Here is a 12,681-nt window from a genome sequence, read left to right as displayed (position 1 = left end):
CGCAGGGGATTGGCGTGCCACTGTCTCGCCCGGGTCCTCACGCCGTATTTCGACGGTCTGCTTGTCATACCAGTTGGTCCGAGTTCGGCGGCAGCCCCCCTCCTCCCGGGCGCAGTCATTCCGGCTCAGGCCCGGTGGCTGCTCTCACCGGTGACGACCGCCGAGCCGATGAGGTGCGCCAGCCGCAGCGGCTCCGGGACGAGGCCCCGGTCGGTGACACGGGCGAGGGCGTCGGCCACCTCGGCGGGCTCCGCGCCCTGCACCTGGAACGTGAAGCCTCCGTGCTGATGGATGGGCCCGGCCCGCTTGATGAGCGCCAGCCGCTGCTCCGGACGTGGCAGCCGCCGGAGGGCCCGCTCCACCGCGTCCAGGTCCGGCATCCGTCGCATCACCGCCACACACGGGAGCTTCAGGCGGGCCGCCAGCGCGGGCAGGTCCACCACGTTGAACCCCCCGAAGGCGATGCCATCCAGCAGCACCAGGTGCAGCTGCGGGAGGAACTTGCCGCCCTCCAGCAGCCGACACACCTCCTGTGTCGCGGTCCACCCGTCCTTGCGCACTCGCCCCCAGACGAGCCCCTCGAAGCGCGTCCCGCTGCACACCACGCCCACCACCGGCACGGCGGCGCCGGGGCGACGCTGGAAGGGGCCATCGTCGAAGCCGATGACGCGGGGCAGGCGGGGCAGACGCATGGAGAGCAGCCTGTGCTCTTGTCGAGCCAGAGGGAAGGGAAACGCGAGCGAGGAGCCGCGGAGCTACTCCGCCGTCGGCTCGCCCTCGGCGGCAGGCTCCGAGGAGGAGCCGGTGTTCCCCTGGCGGCGGCTGTTCAGGACCAGCTCGGGGTTCATACCCACCACGAAGGTGTTGCCCGAATGGCTGCTCGCGCTGGCCAGCGTCTGGAGCGTGCGCAGCTGCAGCAGCACGGGGCTCTGCTCCACCATCCGCGCCGCGTTGGCCAGGTTGCGCAGAGCCGCCGTCTCTCCACGCACCTTCTCCAGCGCCGCCTGCGCCTCCTTGCGAGCCTTGAGCGACTCGGCGAAGGCGCGCCGCAGGTCCGCCGGCAGCATCACGTCCTTGAGCTCCGCCGCCTCCACCGCGAGCCCGAAGGCCCGGGCCTGCTCGGCCACCCGCGTGCGCAGCCTCTCGGCCAGCGACACCTGCCCCGTGATGAGCTCCTCCAGCGGGTGCTGCCCCGCCTCCGCCCGCAGGGCCAGCTGCACCGCGAGGTAGAGGTGGTCCGTGTAGCTCTGCACCCGGTGGAGCGCCACGTCCGGCGCCGCCACCGCGTAGCGCACCGCGACGCTCGTCTTCAGCGCCACCTGGTCTCGGCACAGCACCTCCTGGCCGGGAACGGTGAGCGTGCGCAGCCGCAGATCGACCAGCTCCACGCGTCGGCTCCAGCGCCAGAGTCGATGCGGACCTGCTCCCAGCGTTCGTGCGTAGCGTCCCTGCTTGTAGAGCAAGCCCGCGTAGCCCTCGGGGACCACCGTCTTGCGCACCGCGATCAGGAAGAGCAGCAGCGCCCCGAGCATCAGCACCATCGCGAGGAGGAGATCCGTCATGCGCGCATCCTTTCTGGAGAAGGAAGACCTCGGAGGATCCCTTGGAGTCGGCGGGGGCTCTTCACCCGCATGGCCTGCCCCTCGGTGCGCCCGAGAGCGCTGATCCTCCGAGGCCCCCCATGGGGATTTGAACCCCGCCCATGTCTGGGTACCTGGAGTGGAGCTCCGCGATGCAGGACCCGATGGGACGATGTCCTCTCGGACTGACAGCCACGAGCTCCGAGGATCGGCGACGGACGCGCGCGCCGGGGCCTGACGCCAGTCGCTCCTCCGTGACAGTCAGGCACTCCAGGGCCCGCAAAAGCGGAAGCCCGACCCCCATGAGGAGGCCGGGCTCCGGGAACATCACCTGGGGTGCTGATCAGCCCGCGCGGACGTTCGCTGCCTGCAGCCCCTTGGGGCCGCGGGTGACGTCGAAGGTCACCCTCTGGCCCTCGGCCAGAGTGCGGAAGCCATCCATGTTGATCGCGGTGTGGTGGACGAACACGTCCTCACCCCCGCCATCCTGGGTGATGAAACCGAAGCCCTTCGCATCGTTGAACCACTTCACAGTACCAGTTGCCATGAACCTTCTTCTTTCGTTGCGAGGCGGATTCTCCCGCCCTTGCCCGGCCCGACCCGAGCAAGGCCAGACGTAGTCGGACTTCCCCGGAAAGTCGAGAGGGGTCTGACTTTCTTTCAAGAGCAGACCCGGGGTGTCTTTCACCCCAGGCGCGGTACCCGCGGGCGTCTGGGATGTCTATCGTTGCCGCATGAAGGAGCAGGCTCCCCAGGCCCGTGGCACCACCGTGCGCGCCGCCCTCGAGGCCGCGCTGGCCGCCGCGCCCGAGCAGGGCCTCACCGCGCGCGAGCTGTCCGGCGCCGTGGGCATCTCCGAGTCGAGCGCTGAGGGCCCGCGAAAGCAGAGCGGCAGGGCACCCGGGGGCACCCTGCCGCTCATGAATGCTTCAGCGAAGCGCCAGGAAGGCTAGTGCGCCTTCGCGGCCGCGTTGGCGCCCTCGGCGCTGCTGCGCATCGGCGTCTCGATGCGCATGCCGTAGAACGAGCGGTACACGAAGTAGAGCGAGAGGACGAAGAACACCGCCGCCAGGACGTGGGTCAGCGTGCCGTTGCCGGACTTGTTCAGCTCCACCGCCAGCTCCACCGCCAGCAGGCCGAAGAGCGTGGTGAACTTGATGACCGGGTTGAGCGCCACCGACGAGGTGTCCTTGAACGGGTCGCCCACCGTGTCGCCCACCACCGTGGCCGCGTGCAGCTCCGTGCCCTTGGCGCGCAGCTCCGTCTCCACCAGCTTCTTCGCGTTGTCCCACGCGCCACCCGCGTTCGCCATGAACACCGCCTGGTACAGGCCGAAGATGGCGATGCTGATCAGGTAGCCGATGAAGAAGTACGGCTCGGCGCACGCGAAGGCCAGGGTGCTGAAGAAGACGCCCAGGAAGATGTTGAGCATGCCCTTCTGCGCGTACTGGGTGCAGATCTCCACCACGCGCTTGGAGTCCGTCACGCTCGCCTTCTCCACGCCCTCCAGCTTGATGTTGGCCTTGATGAACTCCACCGCGCGGTAGGCGCCCGTGGACACCGCCTGCATCGAGGCGCCCGAGAACCAGTAGATGACCGCGCCACCCGTCACCAGGCCCAGGAGGAAGGGCGCGTGCAGCAGCGACAGGAAGCCCAGGTTCGCCGTCTGCAGCGCCATGATGCCGTTGCGCGTCTCGGTGCCCACCAGCAGCACGATGATGGAGAAGATCATCGTCGTGGCGCCCACCACCGCCGTGCCGATGAGCACCGGCTTGGCCGTGGCCTTGAACGTGTTGCCCGCGCCGTCGTTCTCCTCCAGGTACTCCTTGCCCTTCTCGAAGTCCGGCGAGAAACCGAAGTCCTTCTGGACCTGCTCCTTCACGTTGGGCACGTTCTCGATCAGCGACAGCTCGTACACGCTCTGCGCGTTGTCCGTCACCGGGCCGTAGCTGTCCACCGCGATGGTCACCGGGCCCATGCCCAGGAAGCCGAACGCCACCAGGCCGAAGGCGAACACCGCCGGGGCCAGCATCAGCGTCGCCGGCACGGAGGTGCTCACCCAGAAGGCCAGCGCCATCAGGCCCGCGATGATCATGCCCATCCAGTACGCGGAGAAGTTACCCGCCACCAGGCCGGAGATGACGTTGAGGCTGGCGCCGCCCTCGCGGCTGGCCGTCACCACCTCGCGCACGTGGCGGCTCTCGGTGGAGGTGAAGGCCTTGATGGCCTCGGGGATGATGGCGCCCGCCAGCGTGCCGCAGGTGATGATGAGCGACAGCTTCCACCACAGCGTCGTGTCGCCCGCCAGGTCCGGGATGAGCAGCTTGCTGACCACGAAGGTGAGCACCAGGGACACCGCCGACGTCAGCCACACCAGGAACGTCAGCGGGTGCTCGAAGTTCATCTTGTCCGCGTTCTTGTACTTGGCGCCCTGGATGACCTCGTTGACGAAGTAGGACAGGAGGCTGGCCAGCACCATGACGATGCGCATGGTGAAGATCCACACCAGCAGCTGCACCCGGAAGTTGTCTCCGCCCGGCACCACATCCGGCACCGCCAGCAGGATGAAGGTGATGAGCGCCACGCCCGTCACGCCGTAGGTCTCGAAGCCGTCCGCCGAGGGGCCCACGCTGTCGCCCGCGTTGTCACCCGTGCAGTCGGCGATCACGCCAGGGTTGCGCGCGTCGTCTTCCTTGATCTTGAAGACGATCTTCATCAGGTCCGAGCCGATGTCCGCGATCTTCGTGAAGATACCGCCCGCGATGCGCAGCACCGAGGCGCCCAGCGACTCGCCGATGGCGAAGCCGATGAAGCACGGGCCGGCGTAGGTGGGGGGGATGAAGAGCAGGATGATGAGCATCAGCAGCAGCTCGGTGCTGATGAGCACCATGCCGATGGACATACCGGCCTGCAGCGGGATGGCGTAGGTGGGGTAGGGCTTGCCGCGCAGCGAGGCGAACGCGGTGCGGCTGTTGGCGAAGGTGTTCACCCGGATGCCGAACCACGCCACGCCGTAGCTGCCCGCGATGCCGATGAGGCTGAACAGCAGGATGGCGAACAGCTTGAGCGGCGCCTCGCTCAGCATGTGCTGCAGGAAGCCGAAGTAGCCGACCATCACCACCAGCAGCAGGCCCCACAGCGCCAGGATGAACTTGCCCTGGGTGATGAGGTACGTCTTGCAGGTCTCGTAGATGAGCTCGGAGATCTCCAGCATCGACTTATGCACCGGCAGATTCTTGAGCTGGGCATACTGGAGGAAGCCGAACACCAGGCCCACCACGCACACCACGATGCCGCCGAGCAGGATCTGGTGGCCGTTGAGCGAGCCGTTGAGGAACGACTGGGAAGCGAAGTCCGGGAGGACGAGGTCCGCCTCGCTGGCGCGGGCGGTGCTACCAGCAAGGACGGCCAGGAGTCCGAGGACCCGGGCGACCGTGCCGGTGACGCCCCTCCGCAGGGCGTCCATCCGTGAAACGGTGGGTGTCATGGGGATGCAACTCCTCAAGAGATTCGTCTGTGGCGCGAGGCCCGTGCAGGCGCCGCGTGCCGGGATGAACAGGAGAATGTCGAGGGGTTGGCCGCCAGCGAGCGGGGACACCGCGCGCCGACGCTTCAGCACAGCCTCGCCCTTCGGAGCCTGGAGAGCCCAGAAGGCGGCGGCCCCTTAACATGGGCGAGGTGTGAAAGTCGAATTCAACTGTACGACACTTGGCGCTGCCGGGCCTTCCGGGGGGCCGTCGAGGACGCTTGGCCTCTCAACGAATGGCCGGAAGGGTACCCGAAAGTCCCGGGACTCTCAGGGCTTGAGCCGCAGCAGGAAGCCGTCCCGGGCGTTGGAGCCGGGCGTGCGCGGGCCCGCAAGGCTGCCGGCCACCAGCGCGTGCCCGGAGGCATCCACCGCCACGGTACTGGCCTGTAGCGCGCCGGTGCCCACGAAGCCTCGGGCCCACACGGAGCTGCCGTCCTCGGGCAACAGCTTCGTCACGTAGAGGCCGGCCCTCCAGTCCCGCTTGCCTACATCCAGCCCGCCGTCATGGGCGCCCGCCACCAGCACCTGGCCGGCGCCATCGGCGGCCAGCGCCGTGGCCGAGGCCGCGAAGGAGCGCGCCCAGCGCGCCTCCCCCTGTGAGCCGAACGTGGCCACGAAGCCGTCCTGCCAGTCCGACTCGAAGGTCTGCTGGCTGAAGAAGAAGCGGCCGGTGTAGGTGCCGGCCAGGAACACGTGGTCCACGCCCACCGCCACCGCCTGGGCCACGCCGTCGGCGCCCGACACCTCGCGGCTCCAGCGGTGCGCGCCCTCGCGCGACAGCTTCAGCACGAAGGGCGTGCGCGGCCGCGTCGTCACGAAGGTGGAGCCACCGAAGCTCACCGCGCCCGCGTAGCTGCCCGCCACCACCACCTCGCCAAAGGCGTCCACCGCCAGCGCCCGCGCGGACACATCCCCCTTGCGCGTGCCGTAGGCGCGACTCCAGCTCGGCGCGCCCTGGGCGGTGAAGCGCGCCACGAAGGCCCCCAGCCGATCCCCCGGCACGGACAGCTCGCCCGTGCCGAAGTCCCGGTGCCCGGCGAAGTCCCCCACCATCACCACGTCGCCGGAGGTCGGCTCCACCGCCACCGCGCCCACCGTGAGCGGGCCCTCTCCCGGAAAGGAGTGGACCCAGCTCAGCGCCCCCTCGGAAGTCATCCGCGCCAGGAACGGGCCCTCCGGCAGCCAGGCCTCGCCCAGCTGGAAGCCCGCGGAGGTGCCGCCCAGCAGCACCTCTCCCTCGGCGCTCATCCCCACCGCTCCCACCTGCGTGCGCACCGTGCCCCTGGGGACCAGCCCCCGGGCCCAGCGCAGCGTGCCCTCTTTCGAGTAGCGCGCCACCAGCAGATGCGAGCTGCGTGCTGCACGGTCGAAGGGCAGGGGCCCTCCCCCGAGGTCTATCGGTCTCCCATAGGCCGCCACCAGGAGGACGTCCCCGTTGGGTGCCACCGCCGCACGCATCGCCTGGCTGTCCCCCAGCACCAGCGCTCGTGACCACTCCATGGCTCCCACGCCCTCACCGCCGGCAGGCCCCGCCTCCTCGAGCCCCGGCGCACGCGCGGCCACGACGGGCTCCTCGCACCCCGCGAGGAACATCCCCACCGCGAACAGCACGCCCACCTGGCCCCGCCCCGCCATCCCGCCCCCCGCCGCCACCCCGCCTACCGCCTCCGCCCGCCAACCCCCACCACCTACCCGACCGACCCCTGCCCTTCGAACCGCGCCCAGTCCTTGTGCAAAGGCGCGGCCAGCCCCGCCAGAGGGCCTGTCTCTCGGGAAGACGCGGGCATGCAGTGTCCGGAAGGCGTTCCGGGCATGGCCGCTGGCCGTAAAAAACTCCGGGAGCCGTGGACACAGGGGGCGCCAGGGGGAAAAAAGAACGCGCCCGCCTGGGATGCGAGCATCCCCGCGACGGGCGCGTGTGGAGCAGGCCGTGGCCCGCCCCTCCCAGTCAGGGTGTGGACTAGTTCACCTTGATCTGGATCTCCTTGAGCGTCTCCTCGCCGCGCATGATGGTCACCGTCCAGTTGCCCGGCTTGTTCAGCCGCACGCCGGTCCACTGCCGGGCGCGCCAGCCCTCGCCCTTCACCTTCACGTCCTTCGTCTCACGCACCGTGGTGCCCTGCTTGGTCTGCACCATGATGTCCTCGACGGAGTCGCCGGAGGGCACCAGGTAGGACTGCCACAGCATGACGGTGGTGTTGGCCTTCACGCCGGCGGTCGGATCCACCTCGGCGGTGCACTCGAACTTGTTCGGGCCGTCCTTGGCCACCTCGGTGCACAGCTTGGCCTCGACGAGGATGGGCCCCTGGCCCTGGCCCTTGTAGAAGTAGTTCCAGGTGTCGCGCACGGCGTCCGCGCCAGGCTTGTTCACCGGCGTGGTCGGAGCCGCGGGAGCAGCCGCATCCTGCGCCAGGGCCACCGGCGACAGCGTCAGGGCCGCGAACACCACGCTCCGAGTCAGCATCTTCTTCATTTGAAAGAGTCCCCTCCGTTGAGAGCCGGACGGATGCCGGCTCGGGGGCAGCGTCTAGCACGAAACCCCTCGGGGAAAACCCGCGTGGAGGAGGGCAGAGGTGGGTCTATTGCCTCCAGTGTGGTGGTGCCGCTTCTGAATACGCGCCGGACGGGTGCGTCCGCCCGAACATGATCCGATCGCTCCTCGTGGTGCTCGCAGCGTTTGGAGTCCTCACCAGCGGTACCGCGCGGGCCCAGGCCTCCAGTGGCCGGGCCCGCGCCGCCAGTCGCCCCGCCAGCCCGGCGGGCAGGCAGATCGCCGCCCGGGCCACGCAGCTTGTCGGCGTGCGCTCGCTGCGCTCGGTGGATGCCTCGGTGCCGGATGACTGCTCGGGGCTGGTGCGCCTGGCCTACGAGAAGGCGGGCATCGAGCTCATGGAGGGGGGCGGGGGCCGCCGCGGTGACAATGCCGTGACATACCTCTACCAGCGCGCTCGCCGCCTGGGCGCGGTGCGGCGCGAGCGCCCCAGGCCTGGAGACATCGCCTTCTTCCGCGAGACGTATGACAGGAACCGGGACGGGCGCCGCAACGACGGGCTCACGCACGTAGGCATCGTGGAGCGCGTGGAGCCCGACGGGCAGATCATCCTCGTGCACCGCGGGAGCAAGGGCGTGGCCCGCACGCGCATGAACCTGAAGCACCCCACCGTGCACCGCCAGAAGCGCGGCGGCGCCGTGGTGAACGACTACCTGCGAGCGGCCTCGCGCAAGCAGCGCGCGTACGTGACGGGAGAGCTCTTCGCCGGGTTCGCCTCGCCGGAGCCCTGGATCCGCGCCCGGCGTGCGCCCCCGCGCCGGTAGGCACGGCGCCTTCCACCCGGTGTTCCGATCAGCATCCGCCGAGTGGCCGGATTCGGGTTTACCTCAATCGCAACGGAGCGGGTTTGTGGCTCAAGTGCGCATGCGGCTCGGGGTGTCAGCCCTGGCTGGCATGACGAGCGGATGAGGTGCCCATGAGTTGTCCCGTTGTCTCCGTGAACCGAGCCCTGTGCGTCCTGGCCGTGGCGTGGGTGATGATGCCGGTGGGCCGGGGAACGCCGGAGCAGACGCCCCGACCGAAGGAGCCGCGCGCCCTCCAGATGGCCTACCAGTCCCAGCGCGCCGGGCGCTCGGTGGCCCGCCGCGAGGAGTCCGAAGAGTCGGCTCAGGAGAACAGGAGGAACGCCAGGGTGACGAACGGCAGGTAGAGCAGGAAGGCCAGCAGCAGGAAGCCGAGGATGTCCTTGAACTCCAGCCGCGCTACCGCGAGCAGCGGCAGGGCCCAGAAGGGTTGGATGAGGTCGGTGGCCATGTCTCCCCACGCGTACGCCAGCACCACCTTCTCTGGCTCCACGCCCAGCGAGCTGGCCGCGTTCAGCAGGTAGGGCGCCTCGATGGCCCACTTCGAGCCGCCCGACGGCACGAAGTAGTTCACCACGCCGCTATAGAGGTAGACGATGGCCGGGAACGTCTCGCGCGTGGAGAGCGACACGAATAGCTCGCCGATGCGGTCCGTCAGCCCCGTGGCCTTGAAGATGCCGTAGATGCCCGCGTACAGCGGGAACTGCAGCACGATGCCGTGCAGCACGCCGCCGGCCTCCTCGCTGGCCTTGAGCAGCCGCGCCGGAGTGCCGTGCAGCAGCACCGCCAGCGTGAGGAACAGGAAGTTCACCACGTTGAGGTTGATGGCCCTCCAGCCGCCGCCGAGCGCCAGGTGGCGCGCGAACCACACCAGCCCCAGCACGCCGAAGAGGACGTTGAGCAGCCACGCATGGTCCAGCCACACCGCCGGGCTGCGCTCGGCCGGGCGCTCGGGCGGCACGAAGTCCCCCAGCTTCTCCAGCACGGCCGGATCCACCCTCACCGTGTGCTCGGGCTTGGGGTGCAGCGCCCAGGCCAGCAGCGTCAGCCCCGCCACCACCGCCAGCGTGAGCCCCACGTTGAAGGCCGAGAAGAGCGTCCGGTCGATGGGGATGACGCCCAGCTGCTTCTCCAGGAAGTGCCCGGGGGTGGCCACCAGCAGCGGCGCCGAGGCGGACAGCCCCGCGTGCCAGGTGGCGCCCAGCCCGAAGTAGGCGCACGCCACCAGCAGCCGGTAGTCCACGTCCGGCCGCCGCCGCGCCATCATCCGCACCAGCATGGCGCTGGCCACCAGGGACAGGCCCCAGTTGATGTAGGCCAGCCCCATGGAGACGATGGCCATCAGCGCCACCGCCCCCCGAGGGCCGCGCGCCAGCCCCGCCAGCCGCTCCAGCAGCGCCCGCACCGGCGCGGTGAGCGCCAGCAGGTAGCCGGTGAACATCACCAGCGCCATCTGCATGGAGAAGGTGAGCAGCTCCCAGAAGCCGCCGCCCCACGCCCCCACCACCTGGTCCGGCGCCGCGCCGACCCAGCCCAGGGCCAGCCCCATCGTCAGCAGGCTCAGGAGGACCGCGATGGCGAACGCGCTGGGCACGAAGCGCGCCGAGAAGCGGCCGAGTCCTTCCGCGATTCGGACGAGGGTCTCCACGGCTGGGCTCCAGTCAACAAAGGTGTTGGCCTTGCAGACAGCGTCGGAGGGGCGGTTTTACGGTAAGAGACACGGGATGTCCCCTTCCGAGAACGCGCCCCTCTCTTCCGGACGGCTCTCCAGCGGCGTTCCAGGCCTGGACGAGGTGCTGGGAGGCGGCCTGCTGCGCGCCGGCATCTACCTGGTCGCGGGAGACCCGGGCGCGGGCAAGACGCTGCTGGCCAACCAGCTGTGCTTCCACCAGGCGCGCCAGGGCGTGCGCTCGCTCTACGTCACGCTGCTGGCCGAGCCCCACGCGCGCATGTTCGAGCACCTCAAGCCCATGCGCTTCTTCGACGCTCGCACCGTGTCGGACTCCGTCTACTACGTGAGCGCCTTCCAGGTGCTGGAGAGCCAGGGGCTGGCCGGGCTGCAGGAGCTGCTGCGCCGCGAGATGCGCCAGCGCGAGGCGGGGCTGCTCGTCATCGACGGGCTGGCCCAGGCGCGCGAGCAGGCCGCCAGCCCGCGCGAGTTCAAGAAGTTCCTTCACGAGCTGCAGGTGTCCGCCCACCTGTCGCGCTTCACCGCGCTGCTGCTCTCCACCACGGCCGCCGAGGCCCAGGCCTCGCCCGAGCAGGCCATGGTGGACGGCATCCTCGAGCTGCACGAGCGCACGTATGGCGTGCGCGCGCAGCGCGAGCTGAGGGTGCGCAAGTTCCGCGGCGGCGAGAGCCTGCCCGGGTGCCACTTCTTCCGCATCTCCGACGCGGGCCTGGAGCTCTTCCCCCGGCTCGAGTCCCGCAGCCACCGCCAGCAGCCGGTGGACCCAGGCGCCCACCGCGTCCACTTCGGCATCGCCTCGCTGGATGCTCTCTTCCCCGAGGGGCTGGCGGCGGGCTCCACCACGCTGCTGCTGGGGCCCACCGGCAGCGGCAAGACGCTGCTGGGCATGTCCCTGCTGGGCGAGGGGCTTCGCCTGGGCGAGCCCTGCCTCTACTTCGGCTTCTACGAGCCGCCGGACCGGCTGCTGAACAAGGTCGCCAAGGTGGGCATCGCGCTGCATGCCGCGGCGGAGACGCACCGGCTGGCGCTCCACTGGCAGCCGCCGGGGGAGTACGTGCTGGACATGCTGGCCGCGCGGCTGCTGAGCGCGGTGAGGGCGCAGGGCGCGCGGCGGGTGTTCGTGGACGGGCTGAGTGCCTTCTTCGACGCCACCACCGAGCCGGCGCGCCTGAGCCTCTTCTTCGCGGGCCTCACCCACGAGCTGCGCTGCCTGGGCGCCACCACCGCCTTCGCGCTGGAGACGTCGCAGATCTTCGGCCCGGAGCTGCCCGTGCCGGTGGGCAGCGGCATCTCCGCGGTGGCCGAGAACCTCATCTTCCTGCGCCACGTGGAGCTGAAGTCCCGGCTGCACCGGCTGGTGTCCATCCTCAAGCTGCGGGACACCGAGTACGACACGACACTGCGCGAGTTCACCATCTCCTCCCAGACGGGAATCGTCGTCGACGGCCCGTTCCAGGGGGGCGAGGGAGTGCTCACCGGCGTGGCCCACTCCTCGGGCGGCTCCTCGCGTCATGGGTGAGCCCCGAGGCGCCGAGCTGTCGAGGCCTTCGCGTCTCGGCTCGGAGGTGCTCGACAGGCGGCCCCAGGCGCGATAGCCCGGAGTCATGTTCCACCTGCTCAAGCTCGGCCCCGTGCAGCTGACCCAGGACAGCACCAACGTGTATCTGCGGGTGACGCCCACGGGCGAGTTCTCGCCGCCCGTCTTCGACCGGGACGACCTGGCCGGCGTGCAGGCGCTCATCGAGGGAGTGGAGCCCGCCAGCGTGAGCTGCGAGCCCGCCCTGGCCGCCGTCGCCGAGGCCCTGGGCCTGCGGGTGGAGCCGCCTCCGCAGGAGGTGCTCTCGGCGCGCGCGGCCATCGCCACCTTCATGGCGTGGGAGCAGCGAGGGGTGGCCGGGCTGGGAGCGGACAAGGCGCTGCTCTTCGTCCAGGCCGGCACCGAGTTCTGGGAGGCCCGCCCCTGGTCCCACTGGGACGACAGCCAGCCCTTCCACGTCGCCGTCACCGGGCCGCTCACGCGCAACTACGAGGGCAGCATCTTCGGAGGGGAGAACGGCGGCGAGGGGCTCGCCCTCTACGAGCAGTCCGGCGCGCTCAAGGTGCTGATGGATCTGCAGGGGCGTGGCCAGGGTGACGCCGCCACCCAATTGCCGGCCATCGCCGTCACGCTGGACACGCGCCCCAGCTACGCCATCGATGCGCTCGCCGCCGCGAGCCGCGCGCCTCGGCTGCCGCTGCCGCTCAAGACGGGGCCCTCGGGGCTCACCATGCCCTCGCCCGTGGAGGCGCTGGTGCTGGTGGCCACCCTGCGGGCCGTCGCGCGCCTGGATCCGGGCCGCCGCGAGGCGCTCAGCACCGTCGTCGCCGGCTCCGAGCAGATGGCGGTCCGCGTGCTCGCTCCCCAGCCGCGCATGCGCAACTGAGCCCGCCTGTCGGGCCAGCGGACCAGCGTGCCCGGGTGGCGCATTTCACTCAAGGTACGGTGGGCCGACGGAAACGTCCGATACCCGACTCTGGAACCCGGGATC

At 70.1% G+C, this 12,681-nt stretch carries 12 protein-coding genes; 5 read left to right on the top strand and 7 right to left on the bottom strand.

Annotated features, from left to right (window positions below):
• Positions 1 to 125: 125 nt before the first annotated feature.
• The 3 genes from KY572_RS38210 to KY572_RS38200 form a co-directional block, all read right to left on the bottom strand.
• Positions 126 to 692 carry an endonuclease dU gene (locus KY572_RS38210; protein ID WP_224248653.1) on the bottom strand — a complete coding sequence of 189 codons (567 nt, stop codon included), beginning with the start codon at positions 690 to 692 and terminating at the stop codon, positions 126 to 128.
• Between the two features lie 63 nt (positions 693 to 755).
• Positions 756 to 1,562 (bottom strand): SPFH domain-containing protein, encoded by an 807-nt coding sequence (locus KY572_RS38205; RefSeq protein WP_224248652.1) that lies wholly within the window; start codon positions 1,560 to 1,562, stop codon positions 756 to 758.
• A gap of 361 nt (positions 1,563 to 1,923) precedes the next feature.
• A complete protein-coding gene (locus KY572_RS38200; protein ID WP_224248651.1) occupies positions 1,924 to 2,127 on the bottom strand; it encodes a cold-shock protein in 204 nt (67 codons plus the stop codon).
• Positions 2,128 to 2,257: 130 nt separating this feature from the next.
• Between KY572_RS38200 and KY572_RS38195 the strand changes: the two genes are divergently transcribed.
• Positions 2,258 to 2,533 carry a hypothetical protein gene (locus KY572_RS38195; protein WP_224248650.1) on the top strand — a complete coding sequence of 92 codons (276 nt, stop codon included), beginning with the start codon at positions 2,258 to 2,260 and terminating at the stop codon, positions 2,531 to 2,533.
• Here KY572_RS38195 and KY572_RS38190 read toward each other — a convergent pair.
• From KY572_RS38190 to KY572_RS38180, 3 genes are all read right to left on the bottom strand, one after another.
• Complete coding sequence (locus tag KY572_RS38190; protein WP_224248649.1) at positions 2,530 to 5,067, bottom strand: sodium-translocating pyrophosphatase; 2,538 nt, start codon at positions 5,065 to 5,067, stop codon at positions 2,530 to 2,532. The two genes, KY572_RS38195 and KY572_RS38190, sit on opposite strands and share 4 nt — an antisense overlap.
• Positions 5,068 to 5,376: 309 nt before the next feature.
• Positions 5,377 to 6,762, bottom strand: a complete 1,386-nt coding sequence (locus KY572_RS38185; protein WP_224248648.1) for a hypothetical protein — start codon at positions 6,760 to 6,762, stop codon at positions 5,377 to 5,379.
• A 307-nt stretch (positions 6,763 to 7,069) separates the two neighbouring features.
• On the bottom strand, positions 7,070 to 7,582 hold the full coding sequence (locus KY572_RS38180) for a hypothetical protein (protein WP_224248647.1): 513 nt from the start codon (positions 7,580 to 7,582) through the stop codon (positions 7,070 to 7,072).
• A gap of 170 nt (positions 7,583 to 7,752) precedes the next feature.
• Between KY572_RS38180 and KY572_RS38175 the strand changes: the two genes are divergently transcribed.
• Together KY572_RS38175 and KY572_RS38170 are read left to right on the top strand one after the other, a co-directional pair.
• Entirely contained in the window at positions 7,753 to 8,424 is a 672-nt protein-coding gene (locus KY572_RS38175) for a CHAP domain-containing protein (protein ID WP_224248646.1), read from the top strand.
• Positions 8,425 to 8,576: 152 nt separating this feature from the next.
• On the top strand, positions 8,577 to 8,810 hold the full coding sequence (locus KY572_RS38170; RefSeq protein ID WP_224248645.1) for a hypothetical protein: 234 nt from the start codon (positions 8,577 to 8,579) through the stop codon (positions 8,808 to 8,810).
• Here KY572_RS38170 and KY572_RS38165 read toward each other — a convergent pair.
• Positions 8,768 to 10,111 carry a short-chain fatty acid transporter gene (locus tag KY572_RS38165; protein ID WP_224248644.1) on the bottom strand — a complete coding sequence of 448 codons (1,344 nt, stop codon included), beginning with the start codon at positions 10,109 to 10,111 and terminating at the stop codon, positions 8,768 to 8,770. The genes KY572_RS38170 and KY572_RS38165 overlap by 43 nt on opposite strands.
• Before the next feature lie 76 nt (positions 10,112 to 10,187).
• Here KY572_RS38165 and KY572_RS38160 point away from each other — a divergent pair, with 76 nt between their 5' ends.
• Together KY572_RS38160 and KY572_RS38155 are read left to right on the top strand one after the other, a co-directional pair.
• On the top strand, positions 10,188 to 11,672 hold the full coding sequence (locus KY572_RS38160; protein WP_224248643.1) for an ATPase domain-containing protein: 1,485 nt from the start codon (positions 10,188 to 10,190) through the stop codon (positions 11,670 to 11,672).
• 85 nt (positions 11,673 to 11,757) lie between these two features.
• Complete coding sequence (locus tag KY572_RS38155) at positions 11,758 to 12,576, top strand: hypothetical protein (protein WP_224248642.1); 819 nt, start codon at positions 11,758 to 11,760, stop codon at positions 12,574 to 12,576.
• Positions 12,577 to 12,681 lie beyond the last annotated feature (105 nt).

Source organism: Hyalangium gracile, assembly GCF_020103725.1.
GTDB classification, from domain to species: Bacteria; Myxococcota; Myxococcia; order Myxococcales; family Myxococcaceae; genus Hyalangium; species Hyalangium gracile.
Note: the sequence above shows the minus strand (reverse complement) of the source record. Positions and strands in the feature narration are given on the sequence as shown.

Excerpts from the sequence above, each read along its gene's own strand:
- KY572_RS38210 (WP_224248653.1), bottom strand. The coding sequence starts at position 692 with ATGCGTCTGCCCCGCCTGCCCCGCGTCATCGGCTTCGACGATGGCCCC.
- KY572_RS38205 (WP_224248652.1), bottom strand. The coding sequence starts at position 1,562 with ATGACGGATCTCCTCCTCGCGATGGTGCTGATGCTCGGGGCGCTGCTG.
- KY572_RS38200 (WP_224248651.1), bottom strand. The coding sequence starts at position 2,127 with ATGGCAACTGGTACTGTGAAGTGGTTCAACGATGCGAAGGGCTTCGGT.
- KY572_RS38190 (WP_224248649.1), bottom strand. The coding sequence starts at position 5,067 with ATGACACCCACCGTTTCACGGATGGACGCCCTGCGGAGGGGCGTCACC.
- KY572_RS38180 (WP_224248647.1), bottom strand. The coding sequence starts at position 7,582 with ATGAAGAAGATGCTGACTCGGAGCGTGGTGTTCGCGGCCCTGACGCTG.
- KY572_RS38175 (WP_224248646.1), top strand. The coding sequence starts at position 7,753 with ATGATCCGATCGCTCCTCGTGGTGCTCGCAGCGTTTGGAGTCCTCACC.
- KY572_RS38170 (WP_224248645.1), top strand. The coding sequence starts at position 8,577 with ATGAGTTGTCCCGTTGTCTCCGTGAACCGAGCCCTGTGCGTCCTGGCC.
- KY572_RS38160 (WP_224248643.1), top strand. The coding sequence starts at position 10,188 with ATGTCCCCTTCCGAGAACGCGCCCCTCTCTTCCGGACGGCTCTCCAGC.
- KY572_RS38155 (WP_224248642.1), top strand. The coding sequence starts at position 11,758 with ATGTTCCACCTGCTCAAGCTCGGCCCCGTGCAGCTGACCCAGGACAGC.